We start from the raw sequence: 24,280 nt of genomic DNA on the forward strand, positions 1-24,280 counted from the left end.
AACCATTAATACACTAGGGTTGGTTTAATGAATACATGTAGTTTTGATTTTTCCTTCGCTCTTCGTTTACTGCTGAAAAACCATTTGATTACAGGGATTCTTGATAAGAAAGGGGTTCCCGTTCCCGAATTTTCTTTTTCCAGTTCATCCAGCCCCCCCAACAAAATCATTTCATTGTTCTTTACCCGGATGAGGGATTCGAACTTTTGGGTCGATTTCCCGGGAGGAGCATTTTCCCCGGCCCTCCCCAAAAAGGCACTTTTTTCTACGACAATGTTTAAGGTAATATGTTCGTCCTTGGAGACATAAGGTAGAATATCTACACTAAGGTTGGCCTCGGTAGGTTTCCATTGACCGGATTGCAGGATGTTATCATTAATGCCAGAGTTGATCAGTCGATTGGTCTGTTCAAAATAATAATTGGTCTCTCCAATGGATACGTTGGCTTTATGACCGCTTAGCGTTGCGATCTTAGGGGTGGATTTAAGCTGAATGATCGAGTTATTTTCCAGCGCACTAAGATTGGCATAAAAATTTTCGGCTACCTTCCCGATATTGATGATACCCAGACCGTTAAAGGCATCGATGAGTTTGTTGAGCGATGTGGAATTTACCGTTGCATCGACCGTGGGAAACAGTACGCCCTCGGTCTTTACATCCTTCCCTTGTTCGTTCAATATACCCTGTATGCCTGTTTGAATATCGTATCCTTTTTGATATTGAACAATGAGTACTTCAATTTGTACCAGGGGTACTACCTTGTCCAATTGTCGGATTACCAGTTTCAATTCCTCCAAAATAGGTTTTGACCCCGATACCAAAATTCCGTTAAGCTCTACAAATTCTTGCATCTCCACATCTTGCACGTACGCTTTGGGAAGGGTATTCAACACCGTTTCAATAGTCCGGTTCTCCAACTGTATCAATTCCGTTTCTCTAAGCCCCTCGGTCGTTTGAAGCCCGATGAGGTACAGATCTTCCAATTTTTTAGAGGTATATCTTGATCCTTTAAAAACATGGTCTAATAGGCTATCAAAATCGATACTGTCCGAATAAAAGGTGGCAATCACCTCATCGGGTTTGTCATATAGAAAGTAATTGATATGAAGTAAATCCGAGGCCCTGGAGATTATAGTGGTTACATCAATTTCATGGGCCCTTATGGTTAAAAAGCCTTGTTCATTCAAGTCTATTTGTAGTTCACCGGCAGAAAAATTGGTAGTTTGGCTAGTTCTGGAAGATCCTCGACGGCTTGATAAGGTTCTTTGTCCCTGATCGGATACGGAATTCGCTTCCAAATCCTTTGATAAGAAGTAAAAGCCATTTTCATCTACCGAAGCAACCAATTGATTGGATCGGGCAATCATCTCCATTACTTGGTCAAATGGTCTATTGATGATATAGGCCGATACTTTCATGGTTTTCACTTCCGGTGCCAAAACGATATTTCTATTGGACAGTTCAGTAATGCGTTCCGCGACCAAAGGCAAGGAATCATTTTTTAGCTTTACCGATAAAAAGTCATTGGCTTGATTAAAAGCTATGTCGATTGGCTTTTTTGGTTTTTCCTTGGGAACCTCTTTTACTACTTCCTGCTTTTTGAAAGTGATGATCTCGTTCATGTACCCAACATCGAGATTGTGTTTTTTGGCAAGAAAAACATAGACGTCCTTTACCTTTACATCGAAGAAATTGCTCACTACCATTTCCGAAAGGCCTGGATCGGCACTTACGTTCAATCGATGTTCCTCGGCCAAGGAAGTGATGATTTCAAATAGGGTCAGTCCCGAGACATCCAATTCCGTTAGCTCTTCGAGCCCTGGTCGTTCTTTGGCTATTTCATCGAATAATTCTTCCAATGTTTGGGTCTGGTTCTGGGGGAACGCAAAGCCCACAAACAACATGCAGATTATGCCTAGCTTTTTTTTCATTATTGGGTTTCAATTATAATGGAATACACCTCTTCTATTGAAGTTGTTCCGTTTTCTACCAACTGTAGGGCCTTATCGGCAAGTCTTGAAATATTATTTTTGGATACGAACGACTCCAGGGAAGAGGAGTTTTTCTTGATTTCCAGCGAAAGTGCCAAATCTATTGGGATTACCTCATAAATGGCGGTACGGCCACTATATCCGGTATAGTAGCACTTTTCACAACCCTTAGGACTCCAATGTCTTGAAATATGTTTGAAAGCGTCGTTATAATATTCCTCTTCTATCGTTTCGTGAGATAGCTTGCAAGTATTGCAAAGTTGGCGTACCAGCCGTTGGGCCACGGATATCTTTAAGGTTTCGGCAATTAAAAATGAAGGAATCCCCATATCTACAAGCCTTGATATAGTTCCCAAGGCGGAATTGGTATGGATCGTGGACAGTACCAAATGGCCAGTTAGACTGGCTCGGATTGCCATTTCCGCAGTAGTGCCGTCCCTAATTTCACCAAGCATTATAATATCCGGGTCTTGTCTTAGAAAAGTTCTAAGGGCACTGGTAAACGTTAATCCGATATCCTCCCGAAGCTGAACCTGATTGATACCCTTTAAGGTGTATTCGATGGGATCCTCAACGGTAACAATATTCGTTTTGATATCGTTCAATAGTTTTAGACTGGAATACAGGGTGGTTGTTTTGCCGGAACCGGTGGGCCCACTGATTAAAATGATTCCCTTGGACGCTTTAAGTGCTTGCAGATATAACTTTTTCTCCATAGCGGTCATTCCAAGCTTATCAATACTTAAGTGGTCCGTGTCCCTTCCCAAGATGCGCATTACGATTTTTTCACCATGTAGTATGGGCAGAATGGATACTCGTATATCAAAATCATCATAGTTGATTCTACCGTCCTGGGGCAATCTTTTTTCCGTGATATCAAGATTTGATTTTATTTTCACCTTATTTACCAGCTCCAAATAATTCTCCTTCTCAATCTTGTATTTTTCAATAAGCTTTCCATCTATTCTATAGCGTATGCGGGCATCGGACTTAAAGACTTCAAAATGAATATCACTACTTCCTATGGCTTTTGCTTCAAAAATGAGGTCCTGTAAAAAGTCTTGGGAAGAAATCTCAAAATTTTGATTGGCTTCAGTATCAGCAGAGGAATCCCTTGCCCTTCTGTAGAATTGTGATAAGGCCTTGGCAATGGTTTCTGGCGGTGTAGGGTATAGTTTCACCTTTTTGCCAAGAATCAATTCCAATTCATCGGATAGCGTATCGAATAACTTTGACCGGTCTACAAAAAAATCAATAGCGGATTCATCCATTTCTTTAGGGATAATCCCATAATTATGGGCAAGATCTGAATTGATCACTTGCTGTTCTTCAACGGTCAATGCTATTTCTGATATCATCAATGGGTTTGTCAAACAAGGTTGGTTTCAAAAAAATCGAGATCGGTGATATGGGCAATACACTTTAACAATACCATATATAAGGCCAAAAGCCCTGCCAAAGGCACCAGATTTGTTTTGGTAATTGCCCTGATTACCAAGAATGCGAATATTGAAAAAAGCATTCCCGTGATAAAAAACAGGATATAATTGGAAGTGGAAAAACAGGGTATCACCGCAAAAAAAAGAAGAAAATCCCCTTCTCCAATGGATATGAAAGGATTTACAAGTTTTTTTGCTTTGAACGAGAGGTATATGTAGAGCCCCGAGCAGGTTAGTACCAGGAACAAAAACGTATGCCATAGAACCAATGCGGGATAGTTTTTTATGAAAAAGAGAACCATCCCTATTAGAGCTATAGCCAAGGGCAAGGCCATATGTATGGCCCTGTACTTCATGTCTTGAAAAAAAACAAGAAGTAGCAAGACAAAAAGAACCCCTTCTAGAAAAACCTCCATCCATCTAGTCTTTTACGGTTTCCCTCAATGACTTTTTATTGTCAATTTCCCAGGTATTAAAACTGCCATCGTCATCGAAATCGGATAACGAGGTGGCCGTGGCCCTGAACGAATTTGTAGAGGCCTCAATAATCTCAATTTTGTAGACTGCTTGCCCTCCTTCATTTATGGTAGGTGCGGGCTCGAAACCTATTTCCTCAAAATCGGCCGAATATCGAGAATAGCGGTAAAAATGATTTTTTTGTAATCCATAAAGATGGTTGAGCATGCTTTGGGCCTCAATGGATTTGGCCTGTGAAATAACAGAGGTCTGACTCGGCAGTACCATCAGCAATAAAATTCCGATGATGCATAATACAATCAAGATTTCTGTCATGGAATAGGCTTTGGCATAATACCTGCCTTTCCTATTTATAGGTCGAAAATTCCTCATCTTTTGACTCATGATGATTATTTTTGGTTTAATAACTATACTATTTCCTGTGAGGTTTATCCTCCGTTGATAATTTTACTTAAATCGAACATGGGGGCGTACATGGCTACCATGATTACCCCGACAATCAGTCCGATAAAAATGATTATTATGGGTTCCAAAACCACTCCGATCATTTTAGTCCTATGCTCTACTTCCTCGTCATATTCGTTGGCCAACCTTGAAAACATGGTATCCAACTCGTTGATATTTTCGGCCACCTCTACCATAGAGATCAATTTGTACCCGTAAATAGGATGTTTGGACATAGCCTGTGAAAAAGAAGACCCTTTGACAATATCTTTTCTAATAGGCTCGATAGAACTTTCGATTGGATAAAAGCCTATGATTTTTTTTACCATGTCCAGGGAATCGGTGAGCGGGGTTTTGGAGGTGAGCAATAAATCCAAAAATTGGCAGAATCTGGCCAGGAAAATTAGTTTTGCCAGTTTCCCGAAGTAGGGTATTCTTAAAAGGACCTTGGATTTGTAAGAGCGAAACGTTTTATTTTTTCCATAAACTTTAAAAATGGCGGCAAATAGCAAGACCATTCCAATGAACGCCAAAAAGATGGTAGGGAATTTTTCGGATAGAGCGATGATATATTCGGTCAATTTGGGTAATTCGGCATCAAACTGATTAAAAACCGATTTGAACATGGGTACTACATAGGTAAGCATAAAATAGAGGACACCCACCGTTAGTGTCAGGACAAAAACGGGATATGTAATGGCCGAAATAATCTGCTTACGAAGCTTTAATTGCCTATTGAAATATTTGTGCAGTTCGATTAGGACCAAAGGAAGCTTTTTGGTCTCTTCGCCAATTTTTATACTGAAATACTCATAGGCGGAAAAATGTCCCGTCTCCTGCAATGCTTCGTGGAAACTTCGCCCGTTGATAATTTGGGCCTTGATTTCTAGAATCAATGCCTTAATGGTTTTCTTTTTTTGCTGATTGGCCAAAATGTCCAATGCACTGCTAAAGTCCACTCCCGCATTAAGCAAGGTATAGAAGTCTTTGTACAATGCCTGCCGTTGTTTGGCCCCAATTTTTTTGGACCAACTAAATTCCTTGTTGAGAACATCAAATGAAAAAGTATTTGAAGGTTTTTCTACCTCTACCTTGGCATTTATTTTGCTGATATCAATTCCCATAATCCATCTTATATTCTATTACGTTTGGATATCCCTTGGCGAACGTTAACTCTAGGGGCGTATCAAAAAGTATAGTCGTGAGCCGCACTTTTTCTATTAATTTTTCTTGGATCCCGGGATGTGGTTTGGAGGAAACATCCAATTTTTTGATTTTTAGGCTATCCCGATTACCATTCTGTATTCGATATAGGTAGCCCTTTTCAACTTTATAAAAGATTTTGGTGTTATCATACATTATGGCTTCAAAAGACTTGGTGGAACCTATGATTTTATCGGTCTGGAAAAAATCGGTTTTTAAGCGCAGGTAAAAACTGTTTAGTGCGTTTTCTTCCTCAACATCCATTCGATAGAAAGAAATCTGTTTGGAAAATGAGGAATAGACAAAGTACACCATACCAATGATGATCGACATAATCACGATGTTCATCAATACTTCCAAGATGGTGAATGCTTTAAGGTCGGTTTTCATCCTCTTTTAATATTAAATAGTGATAAGTAATCGTGTCCGATTGCCCTTGTATGGAATAGCTTACCCTTTTTAAGGATCCCCGGTCATCATGGGCGGTTACGGATTTTCGTATGGTGTAGGTTTGAAAATCATGGATTTCCGAATCAAAACTGGGATCTAACTTCATTTCCGAAACCAATTGGTCTACTTGGAATTTAAGTCGATGATCGTTTGTGGTCGGGCGGCCCTCTAAAACTGTGATATACAGCTGTAGTGCAACCAACAGGCAAGTGGTAATTATAGCAATGGCTATGACCGATTCAATCAATGAACTAGCCACTAGGTATCCTTTCTTATAGCGTCTTAATGATTCCATAGGTATTTTTTTCCTGTTGTTTGAAAAGAGGTAGATGTATAAATCCCTTAGGTACATTTAAGGCATCGATCTTAACATTGAGCAAGACATCGTCATACGTGCCGCTTTTGGTTTCCAGTTGAAGTTTATGGGCATAAACGGTTCCCATTACATTGCCTTCCAACTGCAATTTACCGTTGCAGTAAAGTGTTCCCATGACCAACGCATTTTCGTAGACAATCATCTTGTTGTTTTCCTTTTCATCGAGCGTAGCGCCATGTATTACAATTCCTCCGTAGACCTTGCTATCCTTTGACAAGGTGATTTTTTTTTCAGATAAGCTATTGCCCGATGTTACGACTAGACCGGATGGATATGCCAACAGCACATCCTCTTCTACAAAAATTTCGTTTGCCGCAAAGAACTGGGCACGACCCTCAAAACCGTTTCCTATGACTATTTTAGGAGCTTGAACGATAACATCTTCTATCTTCGTTGAACTATTGATGTACAGTGTATCGACAGATTTAATGACAATGTTTCCTTTGAACGACAAACTATTCAGTTGTTCGCCTTTTTCAAGTTCAATGATTAAAGGTCTTTTGCCAAAACCCTTATAAACGGGAGACCCTTTGTCAATTTTGGAAAGGCTTGTCTTTGTACCTGCCGTCTCCATAGCTTCTAGAATCGGTATTGAAATTTCGGGAAGCGATTGGGAAGACTTGGTAATATTCCCTATAAGAATGGGTTTGTTCAATTGGTTGTTTCCGAGGATATTTACGGTTTTGTATCCCGTTGCGGGGATTTTCATATTTCCTTTAATAGTGGTGAAACCAGATACCTTGAGCGGTTTGTCCCAGTCGCATACAACAAGTGCCTGCATATCCTTGTCTCCCCGGGGTCCAACAAATGCACTTTTTTGAATGGTATCTTTCTTAAAGAAAGCCTTTACCGTTAATTTGATATAGGAACCCCATTTTTTTTTGGAAAATTTACAAACAAGACCATTATCAAAAGGACTTAGTTTTTCGGAGTTGAAATCGACAAAGTTTTCGGAATCCGAAAGATAGAGGTCAATGCAGGAATCACAGAGATCGATAAGATCGGATTGAACTGCTTGTCGCGTAGAAATCTCTAGATTACAATTGAAAATGAAAATGAGCGCAGTGCTCAAGACAGAAATTAACAAGCACACGTATACCGCATATAACAAAGACCCAGCCTGTACCATATCTATGAATTACAGTTGTTCCTTTACCTTTCCTTGCTCTTGTGTCTTGTCCTTTTTACCCTTTAGGGCTTTCTTTTTTTTCGGTTTTGGGGGCTTGGATTTTTTCTGTGTTGGTACTTGATTGTTTTGTAGGCTATCTTTTTCTTTTTTACTGAATACGTCCTTAAAAAATCCCCCAACCCTTTTTACCAAGGTCTTTTTTGGACTCTCTAGTTTTGTGCCCTTTTTATAGTGTAAGGTGTCCCGCGTTGGTACATTGATCCAAATACCATGTTTCCTGTTATTCTTATAGCGGCCTTCTATGGAAACTTGGCCATTTTCTGAAAATTGCACGTAATCTCCTGAACGCAAACCATTCTTCCAATAGGCTATTTCATAAAGTTGCCCATTTTTAAACCATCTTTTCCAGATACTGTTTTTAAGCCCGTTTTTGAAGCTTCCTTTTTCAGCAAGATTATTGTTCTTATAGCTCTTGGTAAATTCGCCATGCAACAAATTTCCCGAACTGCCCCCTTGGGAAGAATGAATTTCACCCGACTTGTACCAATAGTAGTGTCTTGAATTTTTAACATTGGTTTCCTTGGGGGAAACATAAAATGTGTAACTGAATTCGCTGTCGGAGATTATTTTGCGTTGTGGGTTTTTATTCGGATATAGCAAAAAAAACGCCACAACAAGTGTGTGAAAATAAAATTTCATAAGAGTGGTTTCGAGGGATTGAATGCTAATGTAGCAAAAAATAAAAGTAATACCAGAATCTTTTTTGCAATTCTCTTTTTAGATGCCTAATATTCAATTTACTTCAAAAGTTGAAAATCCAAATTTTAAAGAGATCTAGACAAAAAAGGGTATGAGAGATCCTTAGGCTTTTTCCCCTAACCCCGATACTTTATCTTTCTTTTGGAATTACGGTATTAAACGGAGTGATAGGGTAGCAGTTTTCCTATTTTTGAATAGACCTTGAAATGCCGATTTCTTTTAACTAGGGTCGTTGGAAAATACTTGAAATTTTAGTGTCTAAAGTGGATTTTCCTTATGATAATTGACCAGCAACGCAACCACGGCATTATAACTTTTAATACCTTCTACTTGACTATTCGCCTTTAGGAAGGAATCGAAAATGGATTTAAAAATGGGTTCCAATGGATTCTCAAATTGTTGCCAAAATTCAGCCATTTCTCGAAAATTTCTTTGAACACCCGGATGCAATTGTGCATAAAACTTTTCAAAAATGGCTTCGTCCCTTCTTTTTAGTTCGGATAGACAATAACCTAGGGCATAGGCCGAAGCGGAATATTGAAAATACGGGTCATCATTGGATGCCGTAACCAAATACCCAATAAAATTGGTCTCGTTCTCGGCAGAGTACCCGATCTGATGGCCTATTTCATGTCCGGCCACCACGGGAAACCTAAAATTAGGCAATCTACCATTTACCTGACCTTCGTTCGTAAATGGATTAAGGTAGCCACCGTAGCCCATATAGGTCAATCCCGTACTGAATAAAGAGGCTTTGATGCTTGGCCTGCCATAGATCAAAAAAGGTAGGGATTTTCCCAATTTTTGGTATCCATGAATCGTTTTATCAAAAATCTCTCGCTTAGTATACGGAATATCTACCCGTTGTGTTGAGTCCTTGGTGATCGCCAATTGTAATGCATTGGTCTGGACAGTAAGCTTTTCTACTAGAGAAACAAGCTCTTTTTGAGTATGGGATTCCGGTAGACCAAGCTTCTCGGATATGGGTTGCCGGTAATAGTTGAATCCCCATAGTAGATGAAAGGTAAAATAGGCCGTGGAAAGCACCATAATCACGTCACGGAAAAAAAGCTTTAAATGTTTTTTAATATGTTTTCGGTAGACGATGAGATAACGAATAGCAAAAAAAATCAATAAAAAATAGAGAAGATCCCCGACCGAGAAAGGAACCCAACCAAACATCCATCGAAAGAATTTGGAAATCCGGGGATAGAGGCCTTCGCTGTAATAGGTTTCTATGAACTCAGGATAAGCGCCCAATGCCTTTACCAAAATGATTTGGGGAATCAAAGCAATGGCAATACCATTTTTTAACCTATTCTTCATCATTCCAAAAGTAGCGAATTCCTTTTTCTATCCGTACTTTTGAGGGCTAAACAGTTTTACCCCATGAGCGAAGCGATACAAGAATTGGAGCCCCTTTCCATTTGGAACAATTTTGCCGATTTGAATGCGGTGCCCCGACCTTCCAAAAAAGAAGAAAGAGTCATACAGTTTATGATGAATTTTGGAAATTCCCTGGGACTGGAAACCTTTAAGGATGCGGTAGGCAATGTAATCATTCGGAAACCGGCTACAAAGGGAATGGAGAACCGAAAAACTGTGACCTTACAGTCCCATTTGGATATGGTCCATCAAAAAAATGCAGACGTCGATTTTGATTTTGATAGGCAAGGCATTCAAATGTTTGTAGATAAGGATTGGGTTCGGGCAAAAGGTACTACCCTAGGCGCAGATAACGGTATTGGAGTAGCCACCATAATGGCTTTAATGGAAAGTACGAATATTCCCCACCCGCGCCTGGAAGCCCTTTTTACCATTGATGAGGAAACCGGGATGACAGGAGCCATGGCCTTGGAAGGCGATGTTCTCCAAGGTGAAATATTATTGAATTTGGATACGGAGGACGACGATGAAATTGATATTGGTTGTGCAGGAGGTATCGATGTAACCGCAACAAGGGAGTACAACGAAAAACCGATTCCAAGGGGAGTCGTAGCCTACAGAATTGAGGTAAATGGCCTACTGGGAGGCCACAGTGGAATGGACATACATAAGGGTCTTGGAAACGCCAACAAGATCATGAATCGATTGCTCTACCATTGTTCGGAGCAATATCATATACGTATTTCGGAGATAGATGGTGGAGGGCTTCGGAATGCGATTCCAAGGGAAAGTTTTGCAAAAGTGGTCGTGGGCAAGTCACAGGCCAAAGATTTGGAAATCACATTTAAGGAACTAAAACGGGATATTATACAGGAGTTCCAAATTACAGAACCAAATTTACAAATAGAGCTAAAAAAACTAAAGACCCCACCTAAAAAGGTCCTGGGACTGGGGGCGCAGGAAAAGCTTTTGAAGGGAATGTATGCCGCTCTTAACGGGGTATACGCTATGAACCCAACATTTGAAGGATTAACGGAGACCTCCAACAACATTGCCAAGGTGGAAGTGAAAAAAGGACGTATTCTTATCGGGTGTCTTACCCGGTCCTCGATAGATTCTGCCAAAATGGATCTGGCCCATATGCTTAAGGCTACTTTTGAACTTGCGGGATGCAAGGTTGATTTTAAAGGTAATTATCCTGGTTGGCAGCCCAATCCGAATTCTGAAATTTTAAAGGTATTGGTTAAAAACTACAAAAACCTCTTCAATGAAGAGCCTAGGGTAGTGGCCTGCCATGCCGGATTGGAATGTGGTATCCTTGGACGGAACTATCCGGAGATGGATATGATAAGTTATGGACCTACAATAAAGGGAGCTCATTCACCAGATGAACGTGTAAGCGTTTTGTCCGTTGAAAAATTTTGGAACTTCACAAAGGAAATATTGAAGGATATTCCCAAAAAATAACATCAACGTCCTTTTTCTGAGAATTTAGGTCTAGAACCACCTTGATCATTTGTTGATTAATTCATTGAAATTCAGTAACTTTAGGTAAATCCTAAAAACGAATATCATGGGAATCAAGAGCTTTCAGGGTGCCAGAAAACATCAGAAATCGGAGGAGAACGTTCCATTAAAGGTCAGTGATTACATGACACGAAAGTTGATAACCTTTAGACCGGAACAGTCGGTCGAGGAAGTTATTGATGCCCTGATAAAGAACCGAATATCTGGAGGTCCCGTTATTAATGAAAAGGACGAACTGGTCGGCATTATCTCCGAAGGCGATTGTATAAAGCACATTAGCGAAAGCCGATATTACAATATGCCTTTGGAAAAGAACAAAGTAGAGCACAGTATGGTCAAAGGAGTGAAGACCATAGATGGAAATATGAATATTTTTGACGCGACCCAGAAGTTCTTGAATGAGAAAAGGAGACGGTTTCCCATTGTCCAAGATGGTAAATTGGTAGGCCAGATTTCCCAAAAGGATATTTTGAAGGCTACCGTAAGGTTGAAATCACAAAACTGGGGTAAGCAATAAGTCTTTAGCAGTTAGCTGAAAGTACCTGCGCATTGAGGCACTTTCAACTGTTCAATATTGCTATTGGAAATTACTGTACTATTCCCGTAATCTCCAGATCAAAAACCAAATAGGCGTTAGGGGGAATTACACTTCCAGCTCCAGCGGCTCCATAGCCTAAATGTGGAGGTATGAACACACGTATCTTGTCCCCAACCTTCATGGTCATTAAACCTTCTTTAAACCCTGGAATCAATCTTGCTTCAGGGCTATAGTCCATAGGTATGGCATCATATCCCCTACCTAGTTTTCTTTGTTGATCGAACTTATTGAACTTTACGGCAACGTCTTCATAATTGCTATCGAAAAGGTCGCCATTTTGCAGAAAGCCTGCGTAGAAAACATTTACTTTCTGTCCTATCTTGGGTTTTTCGCCCTGACCTTCTTTTAGAATCATAATCTTAAGACCGGAAGGTAATTCCTTGGCTTGTTCCCTTTGCGTAGCCAATTCCGTTGCAAAATCGGTTTTCATCTTTTCAAATGCCGCAATTTTTGCTTCCTCCTCCTCAAAATAATCTGTCATTACCTGTACGGCATCAAAACCTTTGGCATCCCTACCGTTTCGGATAATCTCTATGGTTTTCATAACTACGTCCTCAACGGGTTTGTCTTTTTGTGGGGCCGTAGCGGTCTTAACATTGGCAATGGAATCTACCACGTCCATTCCAACAGCTACCTCGCCGAACACGGTATGCCTCCCATCCAAAAAAGGAGTTTCCTTATGGGTGATGAAAAACTGGCTACCATTGGTACCGGGCCCCGCATTGGCCATGGAAAGAATTCCGGCTTTATAATGGCTCAGGGAATCATGGATTTCGTTCTTGAATTTATATCCGGGACTACCGCTGCCTAGACCTGTAGGATCTCCACCTTGAATCATAAAATCCTTAATGACCCTGTGAAAGATAACCCCGTCATAGTATTTTTTTCCTTTGAACGAATCACTTACAAAAGGACTGGTGCCTTCGGCCAAGGAGACAAAATTAGCAACGGTCACCGGTGTTTTCTCATACTCCAGTTCCACAATGATATCACCCTTGTTGGTCTTGATATCGGCAAAAATACCATCGCCCAAATCGGCGTATTGACTTTTGCAACTTGCGAGAAGTAAGGCCAAGGTTAATAAAAAATTGACTTTTTTCATTTTTCAGATTTTGGTTGTTTTCAGTAATCAGTAATCAGTAATCAGTAATCAGTAATCAGTAATCAGTAATCAGTAATCAGTAATCAGTAATCAGTAATCAGTAATCAGTTGTTTGTTGTCAGTGTTCCGTAATCGGTACTTGTAATTATATACTTAAAACTTTGCACTTCTTCTTTCATATTTCTAATTTTTGCTTCATTTTTTATTCCAAGCTATCTTTCTGTCTTTCAATTTTTAGTATGGATAGGGTGGATTTTAAGGGCACGTTGACCCCTATCTTGTTATTGTCGCCGTGATAACCATAGGCCAGGGAGGAGGGAAATAGAAAAGTCGCTGTTTCTTTTTCCTTTAGTAATTTTACACTGTTTCGGAGTCCTGGAAAAAGCTCCTGTTTATCCACTTTGTATTCTACCACGCCAATTTCCTCTGCCGAATAAATGGTATCATTGGTTAAACTTAGAACATTATAGGTTATGGTCACCAAATCGTCCGGTTGTGGTTTGTACGGGGTATTTTCATTTAATGCTTCATAAAAATACCATGAACCACTGGCACTCTGATTATAATCATGAAAGCTATCCTTGGCGATAATGTCGGCTATTAATTTTTCTTCGGCCGCCAAAAGTTCCTTACTGCGTTCAATGGACTCCTTAAAGAAACTGCCCGTTTTGGCTTGAACAGGTCTTCGGGGTTCGGGACCTCCACAACCCAAGATAGAGAACGCCATTAATATAAACCACAAGTACTTCATGGATTGAGTTTGTTCTTATAGTTTTTGAGCAGGGATTTGAAACGAGAAACCGTATCCTGCATGGAAAGATTACTTCTTCCTCCAGCCGCATTGTTGTGCCCTCCACCGCTAAAATGACTGCTGGCAAATTCGTTCACTAAAAAGTCGCCCTCGGAACGAAATGAAATCTTAATGATACCTTCTTCCTTATTCTCAATGAAAATAACGGCGAATACAATTTCATTCAATGTCAATCCATAATTGACAAAACCTTCCGTATCCCCTTTTTTAAAGTCGTTACTATCCAATTCCTCTTGGCTCAATGTTATATATACGGTATTGAATTCCTCAAGGATGACCAAATTTTTAAGTGCACAACCCAACAAATGAAGCCTACTCGGTGTATTTGTATTAAAGACTTCATTGTGTATTTTACTATTCTCGGCGCCCTTATCAATGAGGTTGGCAACAATTCTATGGGTCCGGCTTGTGGTAGGTGGGAATGCAAAAGATCCGGTGTCCGTCATGATGCCTGTATATAAACAGTTGGCGATTTCAGTTGTAATATCAGAGGTGTCCCCTAAGGACTCTATAAAATTATACACCATTTCACAGGTAGAGCTCATAGTAACATCAGAATAGGTAATATTTGCATAATCCGATGGTTCTTGATGATGATCTATCATGATGAACTCCGCATTGGAGTTTTCCAGAGGCTCTTCCAATTGACCTACCCTTCCCAAATGGTTAAAATCCAAGGTAAAGATTATGGAGGCTTCGTTTAATTTCCTTTTGGCCTGGCGATTTTCTTTTTCATAGTTAAGGATATATTCGTTGCCCGGCATCCATTTTAAAAATTTCGGATAATCGTTGGGGGAGATTACGGTGGCCTGTTGCCCTTTGTTTTGTAGATAATGCCATAGGGCCAAGGTAGATCCTATAGCATCGCCATCTGGGTTTTTGTGGGGAACGATAACGATTTTTTGAGGTACGGACAGCAATTTCTTGATGGCATTTATATCCTCTGAATTCATGCGCGCAAAGATATGATAATATTGATGAAACCCCACTTGTATGGTAATGAAAACCTAAAAAGTTGTAGGTTGGTGGGAAAAACGTATTTTTGCGCAAAATTTTACAAATGATTTCGAATAGAACCTTTACAATGCTAAAACCGGATGCGGTGGAAAATGGCCATATCGGCGCAATACTTGAAAAGATTACCTCCGCTGGTTTTAAGATTGTGGCCATGAAATATACACAACTGAGCAGACGGGACGCCCAAGAATTTTATGCCATTCATAAGGAACGGCCTTTTTTTGGGGAGTTGGTAAACTTCATGACCCGTGGTCCTATTGTTTCGGCCATATTGGAGAAGGAAAATGCGGTCGAGGATTTTAGGGCACTTATAGGGGCAACAAACCCGGCTGAGGCTGCAGAGGGCACTATTCGTAAATTATATGCTACGGACATTGCAGAGAATGCGGTCCACGGTTCGGATAGCGATGAAAATGCGGCAATGGAAAGTGCATTTCATTTCTCGGGAAGGGAAATATACTAAGTTAGAATCCCACTACTGGCCGAACTATAGAAACCGGGCCTCTACCTTAATACTAATTTTTTTATAATTTCTTTTCCCAGTTCTTCATTCAGCATTACTATAATCTTTGATTTTCCAAGACTCAATTCCTCTCGGAGTACGGAAGACGATAGCGATACAAAAAGTGTTTCATTTCGCAGTTCAATAGCGTTCGTATAATTGTTTACGCCCTTGCCCATTACATTCTTCCAGGCCTCCCTGGCATTTACCCGGTCCATCCCCTTTTCAAGACGATTTTCCTTAATGAACTCTTTCAACGCTTCGCCTATTGGGAGACCTGTGTTTTTTCTTTTCGCCATTACTTTTTCACATTAATCGGATTAAACCGCTTATACTCATACGTTATGCCCGCTTCGTTGGATACCGAAAAGTTGTCCCTCGAAATTTTAAGAATTGCTTCCTTCCATTCACTCAGATTATTTTTGTAATGAAAGATAAATTCCCCGTTTTGTTCTTTGATTAGAAAAAATTCGGCATCGTTGGAGGTATCAAAAGTACCGTCAAATTTGGGCTGTACCTTTTTGCGATAGCCTTTTAAACTATCAATTTTAATGAAATCGATACTGGTACTTACTTTATACTCCTTTGTGTTTCCATCGTGAAAGGAAACTTTCGCAATTTCCCAGTAGCCATTTAGTTGGTTTAAATCTTCTTTGGACAACGTATCGGAACATCCAATGATCAAATAAACAAATGTTAGAACACTAACTATCCTCATCCTTCAATTTAAAGATTTTATAGGTCTGATGTATATTTTTAACAACTTCTTCCGTACGTTCGGCATGGGTATCACTAATGAAAATCTGCCCAAAATTTTCATTATCTACCAAAGCTACGATATGGGCTACCCGAGTTTCATCCAATTTGTCAAAAATATCGTCCAATAGCAAAATCGGTGTTGTTTTAGCCTGCTCCTTTATAAAATGAAACTGGGCGAACTTTAAGGCGATCAAAAATGACTTTTGCTGCCCCTGGCTCCCAAATTTCTTGACCGGGTATTCAGCAATTTTAAAACCGAGGTCATCTTTATGAACGCCCATGCTTGTATACTGCAACATCCTATCTCGTTCCAAATTATGCTCCAGAAGTTCTAATAGGCTATTTCCATGTAATTTGCTTTCATATGTGAGGTTCACCGTTTCCATCCCTCCTGAAATCTCTTTGTACTGCTCTTGGAATATAGGGATGAACACCTCCATAAAAGCCTGTCTTTTTTCAAAAATCCCGGTTCCCAGGGCATGCAATTGCTCATTGTAAACCTGAAGCGTACCGAGATCAAAGGTCTGATTCACGGTAAAATATTTTAACAACGAATTGCGCTGGAGCAAAACCTTATTGTATTTTATAAGTTGCTGAAGGTATTCCTTATCGGATTGGGAGATGACCCCATCCATAAATTTCCTGCGCGTATCACTGCCCTCGAGTATGAGGTCCCTGTCCGCTGGAGATATAATCACCAAGGGCAATAAACCAATATGATCGGATAGACGGTCATAGATTTTGCCGTTGCGCTTTATGATTTTTTTGGTCCCTCTCTTAAAACTACAGACAATTTTTTCCGCTCTTTGATTTTTTTCAAATTCACCATCAATGACAAAAAAATCCTCATTATGCCTTATGTTCTGTGTGGTTATGGGATTGAAATAGCTTTTCCCAAAAGAAAGATGGTAAATTGCATCCAGAATATTGGTCTTTCCAACTCCATTGCTACCAACAAAACAGTTGATTTTGGTATCGAACTCGAAATTCCGGGATTCAAAGTTTTTATAGTTGATAAGTGATAACTTTTTCAAAAACATAGGGAAAACTCGTGGATATTTTTGGCCCCGAACATTAGGGAACCTGCAAAATATCGAAAATTAACGAATAAATACCCCCTAGGATTTCAATAAAAACTTTATTTTTGCGCGACCAATTAAAATGAGGGATGGCTACATATAAGAGGCGGGGTTTCAAACCCAAAAACAAGGAGGAAGAGAAACAACTCGATACCCAGGAAAGTACTACGGCCGAGGTTTTTAGTACCTTGGATCAAGGTGCTTCCAGAACCGAGGCGTGGGTCTCCAAGAACCAGAATTATATTTTGGGTATTATTGGGGTCATTGCAGTAGGGGTTTTGGGCTATCTGGCATATACCCAGTTTGTACAAAAGCCTAAGGAGGCCAATGCCGCAAATGAAATGTATTATCCACAACAATACTTTGATCAAGCCTTAAATAGTGAAACCGCAAAGGATTCCTTGTATAATTTGGCATTGAACGGTGCGGAGGGGAAATATGGTTTTTTGGATATTGTAGATGAATATCCGGGAACCAAGGCGGCCAATTTAGCCAATTATTCGGCTGGCATGGCCTATTTGAACACTCAAAAATACCAAGAGGCTATTGATCATTTGGAAGAATTTAAGTCGGATGATGATATTTTGGGTGCACTGGCCAAAGGTGGTCTAGGGGATGCGTTTATGCAATTGGGACAGCCTGCAGAAGCATTGGGATATTATGAAAAGGCACTGACCCATAGTACGAATGGTTACACTACACCAAAATTTTTGTTCAAGTCCGGTGTTACGGCCATGGAGTTGGGCCGGAATGAAAAGGCGCTCCAGTATTTTGAGCGCATAAAAAACGAATTTCCGGATTCCGATGAGGCAAAATCCATTGATGCATTTATTGGAATGGCCAAAAGTGGAAAGTAATGGCCACGGCAAATAAGAACTTATCCGTTTATAAAAAGGAAACCATCCCGAATGCCAAGAAACTCAGGTTTGGCATGGTTGTTTCCGAATGGAATTCCGAGATTACCGAAGGACTTTTTAACGGGTCAAAAGAGGCTTTGTTGGACTGTGGTGCACTGCCAGAAAAGATAGTAAGATGGAACGTTCCTGGTAGTTTTGAATTGATTTTTGGCTGTAAAAAAATGGCCAATGAAATGCAGGTGGATGCCATTATTGCCATTGGCAGCGTAATTAGGGGCGAGACCATGCATTTTGATTTTGTTTGTAGTGCCGCTGCCCAGGGCATAAAGGATCTTAACTTACAATTATCGGTACCCGTTATTTTCTGCGTACTTACGGATGATACCATGCAACAGGCCAGGGCACGTAGTGGCGGTAAGCATGGCAATAAAGGTGTTGAAGCCGCCATAGCTGCAATAAAAATGGCGACCTTGGGAAATAGCTAAATCTCCTTGGGAAACCCATAACTTTCTGATTTTAAATTCCTTTTTCAACTTCCTGCCTTTAAATAAGGCTGTTAACAAATTTTGGGAATCCCTTTACGGCATATTTTTTGATTTTAAGTAACTTTGAAAATCATGGGTTTTATAGGCAAATTCACGAAATTACGTAAGAACAAGGAGTTCGGTTACCAACCCCGTTACTATAATGATAAGGGGGAGGGGAGTCCATTTAAATTAGAAAATCGTTTTGACAAATACCGCACTACAGTTAATACACCCAGAGGCTTAAAAGGTAAATTTCGCAGCGTGAAGGAGGATATGCAAAGATCTGGTGATCGCCATATCAAAACCCGAATGGCCGTTATCATTGCCGTTTTAGTCCTTATTTTTCTTTACATCATAGATTTTGATCTTTCTATATTCTTTGGGCGATAATGGCGGATATCATTAAACTATTGCCCGACCATGTGGCCAACCAGATTGCCGCAGGTGAAGTTGTACAGCGTCCTGCTTCCGTGGTAAAGGAACTTTTGGAGAATGCCATAGATGCCCAATCCAATAGCATAAAGCTTATTGTGAAAGATGGGGGCAAAAGCCTTGTCCAGGTCGTAGACGATGGTATGGGCATGAGCACTACCGATGCACGTTTGAGTTTTGAACGGCATGCCACATCTAAAATTAAAAAGGCGGAGGACCTTTTCAATTTACATACCAAGGGCTTCCGCGGGGAGGCCTTGGCCTCGATAGCTGCAATAGCCCATGTGGAAATGCAGACCCGTTCCGCAGGGGAAGAAGTGGGTACCCGGTTGAGGATTGAAGGAAGCGAAGTGGTATCCCAAGAAGTCTGCGTAACGCCAAAAGGCACTTCATTGTCCGTAAAAAACTTATTTTTTAATATTCCCGCACGCCGTAATTTTTTGAAGTCAAATCAAGTGGAGCTTCGGCATATTATGGACGAGTTTCACAGAGTTGCCCTAGCGCATCCGGCTATAACGTTTCATTTTTACAATAATGGAAGCGAACTCTTCAATTTGCCAAAGAGTACGTATCGCCGGCGAATCGTTCATATTTTTGGGACCAGGGCCAATGCAAAATTGGTACCTGTTGAGGAGGAAACCAACGTTATAAAAATTCAGGGATTTATACATAAGCCGGAGTTTGCAAAAAAGAGTAGGGGCGAGCAGTTTTTTTTCGTAAACCATAGATTTATCAAGAGCCCTTACCTACATCATGCCGTTGTCTCGGCTTTTGAAGGACTCATTAAAACGGACACCTATCCTGGATACTTTTTGTATTTGGAAGTAGATCCTTCTTCTATTGATATAAACATCCATCCTACCAAGACCGAGGTTAAGTTTGACGATGAACACACTTTGTATGCGATTTTAAGATCTACCATAAAGCATAGCCTTGGGCAATTCAACATTATTCCTGCATTGGATTTTGACCACGATCAAAATTTGGATACTCCTTATACGTACAAAAACAAGGAGGCGAAACAACCACAAGTTACCGTAGATGCGGGATTTAATCCATTTTTGGACACTCCAAGAAAACCAGCCTCAGCAACTCGTGGAAATATTTCAGCACGAAAAACGCAAGGTGAATGGGAGAGTATGTATATAGGATTGGATCAACCCATGAGAGACAATTCAAGTTTTAGTAGCGTACATTTGGAATCGGATACCATTACGGGTTCGGTTTTTGAAGGTAAAGTAGAGGTAGGGCATTCCGTTGCCACTACGTTTCAACTTCGACGAAAATATATAGTTACTTCCATTAAATCCGGAATGGTGGTTATTGATCAGAATAGGGCGCATCAACGTGTGCTATATGAAAAACTGCTTAAAAGCACTACGGTAAAGCAATCCGTAAGTCAGCAACTTTTGTTTCCATTGACCCTTTCTTTCACAAAATCGGATAGGGCAATTCTGGATGAAATAAGAACTGATCTCACTCATATTGGTTTTATCTTTGAAACTTTGGATGACGAATCCTTAAAAATAACGGGAGTACCGACTTTAATTCCTGAGAATGAGGTAGGGATGGTCTTAGATCAATTGATTTCGGATTACAGACAGGAGATTATTGGTGAGAGCTTTTCACAGGCCGATATATTATCAAAAACCTTGGCCAGGTCATTGGCGGTTAAAACCGGTGAGATTTTGGACTGCGACTCCCAATTGGCTTTGGTCAATGATTTGTTCGCCTGTAAGGAATCTAGGGTAAGTCCGTTTAATAGACCAATATATATTATGCTTACCGAACAGGATATCGAAAAAAAATTCATATAGATGGGAAGATTGACCGAGGCTATTAAGCATTTGCTTATAATAAATATTTTATTTTTTGTTGCGACAACTATTTACGGGGACCAGATGTATCAATGGTTTTCTTTATGGTTCCCTAAAAATGAAAATTTTGGGTTTTGGCAAGTTGTCTCACATATGTTCATGCATGGCGGTTTTATGCATATTGCTTTTAATATGTATGCTTTGTGGGCCTTTGGGACGCCTTTGGAACGGATGTGGGGCCGTAATAAATTTTTATTTTTTTATTTTTCGGCCGGGTTGGGTGCCGCATTGATACATACGGGAGTTAACTATTATTACTTCAATGAAGGAATTGACGCCATCGTTAATTCAGGTATTTCAAAAAGCCAGATTATCGATATTGTTTCTGAAGGGAAATATAGCCCGGATTGGTATAATTTGGCTTCAAAAAGTACCATAGACAACTTCCTTTCAGCCTATAATACTCCAGCTGTCGGTGCCTCCGGTGCTATTTATGGTGTTTTGGTGGCCTTTGGTATGTCCTATCCCAATAGTGAACTTTTTATCATATTCTTGCCCATTCCTATCAAGGCAAAATTCTTTATTCCGGTGTTGATTGCAATGGATCTTTTTTCAGGAGTTACAGGGGTTTCTATTTTTGGCCAGGGAATAGCGCATTTTGCCCATATCGGTGGGGCTTTATTCGGATTTATTATGATGTGGTACTGGAAAAAAAACCAGTTTAACAAAAATCGCTGGGATTAAATATGAATGGGGGAAATCTAAAATATCAATATGCAAGGCTCAATATTGCCGAGAAGCTTATTGCCTTCAATGTTGTTGTATTTATTATAAACGGGTTGTTTCCATTTTTGCTTGGTCTACAAAAGAATAGCATTGTACAATGGTTTCAACTTCCCAAAGACTTTTTTGATTTTCTTTCCCAACCTTGGTCCATAATAACCTATTCCTTTTTTCATGGAGGATTAGGACATATCTTTTGGAATATGTTGGTGCTATACTTTGCTGGCCGTATATTCCTGAATCTTTTTGATGGAAAGCGCTTCTTGAATGTCTATTTGCTCGGTGTAATTTTGGGCGGTTTATTTTTTCTGTTGAGCTATAACCTTTTTCCGGCTTTCTTTGGCGTAAATGCAGTACTCATAGGTGCTTCGGCCGGGGTGCGTGCGGTGTTGATCTTTATTTGTGCCTACATACCAAATCAAGAAGTTCGGCTTATTTTTTTCAATATCAAGCTTTGGTACATCGGCGTTTTTGTAGTGGTGATGGATCTAGTACAAATGCCCTACACCGGTAATGCGGGAGGACATTTGGCACACTTGGGAGGAGCATTGCTGGGTTATGTATATGCAAGGCAATTGCTAAACGGTAGGGATATTGGAGAAGGTTTTTCAAAATTCATGGACGGTATGGCCAATCTTTTTAAGAAAAAGGAGAAAAAAGCCCCCTTAAAAACGGTGTATCGTAAAACCAAAGCGAAGGAAAAATCAAAAAAGGAATATGGCAAGGAAGCGCATCAGCGTAAAATAGATGCTATTTTGGATAAAATAAGTAAGTCGGGATACGAAAGCCTTTCCAAGGCAGAGAAGGATTTTTTGTTCAAAGCCGGTAAAGAAGATTAGTTTGATCAAGCGCTTATCTCTCTTTAATAAAGCGATTTTTGTTTTTAATGCAATCTTTGCGCTCGCCCTGTTGCTTGTTTATCTTGATTTCTATGGACTTTTGGGGAGACTTTCCCTCGTGTCGTTTTTAAATCTATTGGTCCCATTTCTGGTAGGTGCCAACATACTGTTTTTGGTCTACTGGTTAATTCTTAAGAAATGGGCATTTCTTTTATCTACCGTTATCCTTCTTCCAGGGTATTTTATGTTCGGGGCATTTATAAAATTATTTAATTCGAATACTATCATTGACACCCAAGACATTAGTATTTTAACCTATAATGTTCATGGTTTTAATGGATTAAAATGGGGAAGAGATTCGGTATTCGGCAATGAAATCTTAGATTTTCTTTCGGAGCAGGATGCCGACATCATCAATTTTCAGGAGTTTGGCCATCTGAAAGTTGATGCCTTGGATAAGTATCCCTATAGCTATGTTAATTTCCATTCTTTGGAAGAGGAAAAGCATGTGAACCAGGCTATTTATTCCAAATATCCGATAATTTCAAAAGGGTCATTGAATTTTCCAGGAAGCCGGAACAACGCTATTTATGCCGATATAGTAATTTCCTCGGATACATTACGTGTTTATAACGTTCATTTACAGTCTTTAAGTTTTCGTCTAGGTTCCTTTAAAAGGGAAGAGCCGCAACGGCTCTATAAAAGATTGGGCAGAGCACTTGCTAAACAAGGAGATCAGGCCAGGAGGTTAGCCGACCATTTTAAAGGCACTGAACATAAAAAGATTGTTTTAGGCGATTTCAACAACACCCAATTTTCACGCATATACAGCACATTAAAGGGTGATTTTAAAGATACCTTTCAGGAAAAGGGTATGGGATTGGGAAGTACATATAATTTAAGATTTCTACCCTTTCGAATTGATTTTATCCTGGTGGATCCAAGTTTTGAAGTGACTGCGCATAAAAACTACGATGTGCAACTTTCAGATCATGAACCTATAATGGCTTCATTCCGACTGAAGGGCGAGGAATAAACAATCTGTGGCATCCGCTAGCATATGTATCAAAGCTGCTATTCCGAAAATTCTAACCCTTTTAAAAAACAACAACGCAAAATAGACCGCAATTGCCCAATAGCTATGCAAAGGATGGAAATTGATACTGCATCGATTTGAATCAAAAATAGGATCGGCCCATAAATGATCAATATCCAAAAGAATTCCCGCCCAAAGTATTAGAATTATATACCATTTTTTACTCTTAAAAAAAAGTAGGCCCACGGCTACGGGAACCAAAAAATGTATTCCGTAATGTAACGCAAACCTAAGCATAGATGAAATCCAAATTCTGATTTTTCAAGAAAGAAGTAGTATGGGGACCTTCGTTGAACAAGAGATCCAACACACTTAAATTTTTGATAAATCCATGACGATTTCCAAAAACCTGAGTATATGTTTCCTGAACCAACTGGATTTCCTTTTTGGTATTGACCAAGAAACGGGCGTCGACGGTTTTGGGTCCTTGTCTTAACATTTCCATACTTTTTTGATAAGTGAAGGTCTTTTTTGAAGACATTTTTATTTGAAGACAATCACAAATAGTTTCAATGGTCTTAAGATTGAAATCCAGTAAAAAAAGATGTTCCTTTTCAAACAACGGGGCAATATCATCTTCGTAGTACTCAAAAAATGGCGAGGTTCTATAAGCTGTTTGTAATGTACGCCAATGTTGTCGCTGCCATGAATATGAATTATCCAATCGAACCTCCTTATATTTTTGTCGACCCTCTTTGCCGCCTACATGTTTTATGGGGATTGTAAGCATGTGTTTTCCCTGATCGGTAGAAATATAGCAACGATTACGGTAGGTCTGTTTTTGATAATTATCTTCTATCTCCCAGATAACCTTATCCCCAATTATAATCGCAAAAGCTGCTATATTTGGAAAGTAAGTAGGGTGGAGCAGGGTCTGCAT

The 24,280-nt window shown here is 39.9% G+C and carries 28 protein-coding genes; 10 read left to right on the top strand and 18 right to left on the bottom strand.

The window, feature by feature from the left end; translation table 11 throughout:
* Positions 1-5 precede the first annotated feature (5 nt).
* From D7Z94_RS23965 to D7Z94_RS24010, 10 genes are all read right to left on the bottom strand, one after another.
* Positions 6-1,931 carry a type II secretion system protein GspD gene (locus D7Z94_RS23965; protein WP_120714187.1) on the bottom strand — a complete coding sequence of 642 codons (1,926 nt, stop codon included), beginning with the start codon at positions 1,929-1,931 and terminating at the stop codon, positions 6-8.
* The gene (locus tag D7Z94_RS23970; protein WP_120714188.1) at positions 1,931-3,349 is read right to left on the bottom strand and encodes a GspE/PulE family protein; all 1,419 of its coding nucleotides are present in this window, start codon (positions 3,347-3,349) and stop codon (positions 1,931-1,933) included. The genes D7Z94_RS23965 and D7Z94_RS23970 overlap by 1 nt, the downstream gene beginning before the upstream one ends.
* An 11-nt stretch (positions 3,350-3,360) precedes the next feature.
* A complete protein-coding gene (locus D7Z94_RS23975) occupies positions 3,361-3,846 on the bottom strand; it encodes a hypothetical protein (protein ID WP_120714189.1) in 486 nt (161 codons plus the stop codon).
* A 4-nt stretch (positions 3,847-3,850) separates the two neighbouring features.
* Positions 3,851-4,291: a type IV pilin protein gene (locus D7Z94_RS23980; protein WP_245967296.1), complete on the bottom strand. Its 441-nt coding sequence runs from the start codon at positions 4,289-4,291 to the stop codon at positions 3,851-3,853.
* A 44-nt stretch (positions 4,292-4,335) separates the two neighbouring features.
* Positions 4,336-5,475, bottom strand: coding sequence for a type II secretion system F family protein (locus tag D7Z94_RS23985; RefSeq protein WP_120714191.1), 1,140 nt, complete (start codon positions 5,473-5,475; stop codon positions 4,336-4,338).
* Complete coding sequence (locus D7Z94_RS23990) at positions 5,465-5,944, bottom strand: PulJ/GspJ family protein (RefSeq protein ID WP_120714192.1); 480 nt, start codon at positions 5,942-5,944, stop codon at positions 5,465-5,467. The genes D7Z94_RS23985 and D7Z94_RS23990 overlap by 11 nt, the downstream gene beginning before the upstream one ends.
* On the bottom strand, positions 5,928-6,299 hold the full coding sequence (locus D7Z94_RS23995; RefSeq protein WP_120714193.1) for a hypothetical protein: 372 nt from the start codon (positions 6,297-6,299) through the stop codon (positions 5,928-5,930). Before D7Z94_RS23995 ends, D7Z94_RS23990 begins: the two co-directional genes overlap by 17 nt.
* Positions 6,277-7,509: a hypothetical protein gene (locus D7Z94_RS24000; RefSeq protein WP_147415990.1), complete on the bottom strand. Its 1,233-nt coding sequence runs from the start codon at positions 7,507-7,509 to the stop codon at positions 6,277-6,279. The genes D7Z94_RS23995 and D7Z94_RS24000 overlap by 23 nt, the downstream gene beginning before the upstream one ends.
* Positions 7,510-7,518: 9 nt before the next feature.
* Entirely contained in the window at positions 7,519-8,208 is a 690-nt protein-coding gene (locus D7Z94_RS24005; protein WP_120714195.1) for a toxin-antitoxin system YwqK family antitoxin, read from the bottom strand.
* Between the two features lie 318 nt (positions 8,209-8,526).
* Positions 8,527-9,594, bottom strand: a complete 1,068-nt coding sequence (locus tag D7Z94_RS24010; RefSeq protein WP_120714196.1) for a DUF3810 domain-containing protein — start codon at positions 9,592-9,594, stop codon at positions 8,527-8,529.
* A gap of 63 nt (positions 9,595-9,657) precedes the next feature.
* On the opposite strand from D7Z94_RS24010, the gene D7Z94_RS24015 reads away from it, so the two are divergent.
* Positions 9,658-11,121 (top strand): aminoacyl-histidine dipeptidase, encoded by a 1,464-nt coding sequence (locus D7Z94_RS24015; RefSeq protein ID WP_120714197.1) that lies wholly within the window; start codon positions 9,658-9,660, stop codon positions 11,119-11,121.
* Positions 11,122-11,227: 106 nt separating this feature from the next.
* Positions 11,228-11,698, top strand: a complete 471-nt coding sequence (locus tag D7Z94_RS24020; protein WP_120714198.1) for a CBS domain-containing protein — start codon at positions 11,228-11,230, stop codon at positions 11,696-11,698.
* 70 nt (positions 11,699-11,768) lie between these two features.
* Here the strand turns inward: D7Z94_RS24020 and D7Z94_RS24025 are convergent, their stop codons facing one another.
* The 3 genes from D7Z94_RS24025 to D7Z94_RS24035 form a co-directional block, all read right to left on the bottom strand.
* Positions 11,769-12,881, bottom strand: a complete 1,113-nt coding sequence (locus D7Z94_RS24025) for a peptidylprolyl isomerase (protein ID WP_120714199.1) — start codon at positions 12,879-12,881, stop codon at positions 11,769-11,771.
* 202 nt (positions 12,882-13,083) lie between these two features.
* On the bottom strand, positions 13,084-13,632 hold the full coding sequence (gene gldI / locus D7Z94_RS24030) for a gliding motility-associated peptidyl-prolyl isomerase GldI (RefSeq protein WP_120714200.1): 549 nt from the start codon (positions 13,630-13,632) through the stop codon (positions 13,084-13,086).
* Positions 13,629-14,645, bottom strand: coding sequence for a DHH family phosphoesterase (locus D7Z94_RS24035; protein WP_120714201.1), 1,017 nt, complete (start codon positions 14,643-14,645; stop codon positions 13,629-13,631). The genes gldI and D7Z94_RS24035 overlap by 4 nt, the downstream gene beginning before the upstream one ends.
* A 107-nt stretch (positions 14,646-14,752) precedes the next feature.
* On the opposite strand from D7Z94_RS24035, the gene D7Z94_RS24040 reads away from it, so the two are divergent.
* Positions 14,753-15,172 (top strand): nucleoside-diphosphate kinase, encoded by a 420-nt coding sequence (locus tag D7Z94_RS24040; protein WP_120714202.1) that lies wholly within the window; start codon positions 14,753-14,755, stop codon positions 15,170-15,172.
* Positions 15,173-15,213: 41 nt separating this feature from the next.
* On the opposite strand, the gene D7Z94_RS24045 is transcribed toward D7Z94_RS24040, so the two are convergent.
* Genes D7Z94_RS24045 through recF form a run of 3 tightly spaced genes read right to left on the bottom strand, consistent with a single transcriptional unit; the run spans position 15,214 to position 17,010 of the window.
* A complete protein-coding gene (locus tag D7Z94_RS24045; protein ID WP_120714203.1) occupies positions 15,214-15,510 on the bottom strand; it encodes a DUF721 domain-containing protein in 297 nt (98 codons plus the stop codon).
* Positions 15,510-15,929: a hypothetical protein gene (locus D7Z94_RS24050; protein ID WP_120714204.1), complete on the bottom strand. Its 420-nt coding sequence runs from the start codon at positions 15,927-15,929 to the stop codon at positions 15,510-15,512. The genes D7Z94_RS24045 and D7Z94_RS24050 overlap by 1 nt, the downstream gene beginning before the upstream one ends.
* Positions 15,916-17,010 (bottom strand): DNA replication/repair protein RecF, encoded by a 1,095-nt coding sequence (gene recF, locus D7Z94_RS24055; RefSeq protein WP_120714205.1) that lies wholly within the window; start codon positions 17,008-17,010, stop codon positions 15,916-15,918. Before recF ends, D7Z94_RS24050 begins: the two co-directional genes overlap by 14 nt.
* A gap of 128 nt (positions 17,011-17,138) precedes the next feature.
* Between recF and D7Z94_RS24060 the strand changes: the two genes are divergently transcribed.
* The 7 genes from D7Z94_RS24060 (at position 17,139) to D7Z94_RS24090 (ending at position 23,340) form a co-directional block, all read left to right on the top strand.
* Positions 17,139-17,906, top strand: a complete 768-nt coding sequence (locus tag D7Z94_RS24060; RefSeq protein WP_120714206.1) for a tetratricopeptide repeat protein — start codon at positions 17,139-17,141, stop codon at positions 17,904-17,906.
* Positions 17,906-18,391 (top strand): 6,7-dimethyl-8-ribityllumazine synthase, encoded by a 486-nt coding sequence (ribH, locus tag D7Z94_RS24065; RefSeq protein ID WP_120714207.1) that lies wholly within the window; start codon positions 17,906-17,908, stop codon positions 18,389-18,391. Before D7Z94_RS24060 ends, ribH begins: the two co-directional genes overlap by 1 nt.
* A gap of 132 nt (positions 18,392-18,523) precedes the next feature.
* Positions 18,524-18,823 carry a riboflavin synthase subunit beta gene (locus tag D7Z94_RS24070; protein WP_211341853.1) on the top strand — a complete coding sequence of 100 codons (300 nt, stop codon included), beginning with the start codon at positions 18,524-18,526 and terminating at the stop codon, positions 18,821-18,823.
* Positions 18,823-20,682 carry a DNA mismatch repair endonuclease MutL gene (gene mutL / locus D7Z94_RS24075; protein ID WP_120714208.1) on the top strand — a complete coding sequence of 620 codons (1,860 nt, stop codon included), beginning with the start codon at positions 18,823-18,825 and terminating at the stop codon, positions 20,680-20,682. The genes D7Z94_RS24070 and mutL overlap by 1 nt, the downstream gene beginning before the upstream one ends.
* Positions 20,683-21,426 (top strand): rhomboid family intramembrane serine protease, encoded by a 744-nt coding sequence (locus D7Z94_RS24080; RefSeq protein WP_120714209.1) that lies wholly within the window; start codon positions 20,683-20,685, stop codon positions 21,424-21,426.
* Between the two features lie 2 nt (positions 21,427-21,428).
* Entirely contained in the window at positions 21,429-22,304 is an 876-nt protein-coding gene (locus D7Z94_RS24085) for a rhomboid family intramembrane serine protease (RefSeq protein ID WP_120714210.1), read from the top strand.
* A 1-nt stretch (position 22,305) separates the two neighbouring features.
* The gene (locus D7Z94_RS24090) at positions 22,306-23,340 is read left to right on the top strand and encodes an endonuclease/exonuclease/phosphatase family protein (RefSeq protein ID WP_120714211.1); all 1,035 of its coding nucleotides are present in this window, start codon (positions 22,306-22,308) and stop codon (positions 23,338-23,340) included.
* On the opposite strand, the gene D7Z94_RS26045 is transcribed toward D7Z94_RS24090, so the two are convergent.
* Both D7Z94_RS26045 and D7Z94_RS24100 read right to left on the bottom strand, forming a co-directional pair.
* Positions 23,314-23,637, bottom strand: a complete 324-nt coding sequence (locus D7Z94_RS26045) for a DUF6122 family protein (protein ID WP_120714212.1) — start codon at positions 23,635-23,637, stop codon at positions 23,314-23,316. The two genes, D7Z94_RS24090 and D7Z94_RS26045, sit on opposite strands and share 27 nt — an antisense overlap.
* Entirely contained in the window at positions 23,630-24,280 is a 651-nt protein-coding gene (locus D7Z94_RS24100) for a WbqC family protein (RefSeq protein ID WP_120714213.1), read from the bottom strand. The genes D7Z94_RS26045 and D7Z94_RS24100 overlap by 8 nt, the downstream gene beginning before the upstream one ends.

This window comes from Ulvibacterium marinum (genome assembly GCF_003626755.1).
In the GTDB taxonomy this organism is placed as follows: domain Bacteria; phylum Bacteroidota; class Bacteroidia; order Flavobacteriales; family Flavobacteriaceae; genus Ulvibacterium; species Ulvibacterium marinum.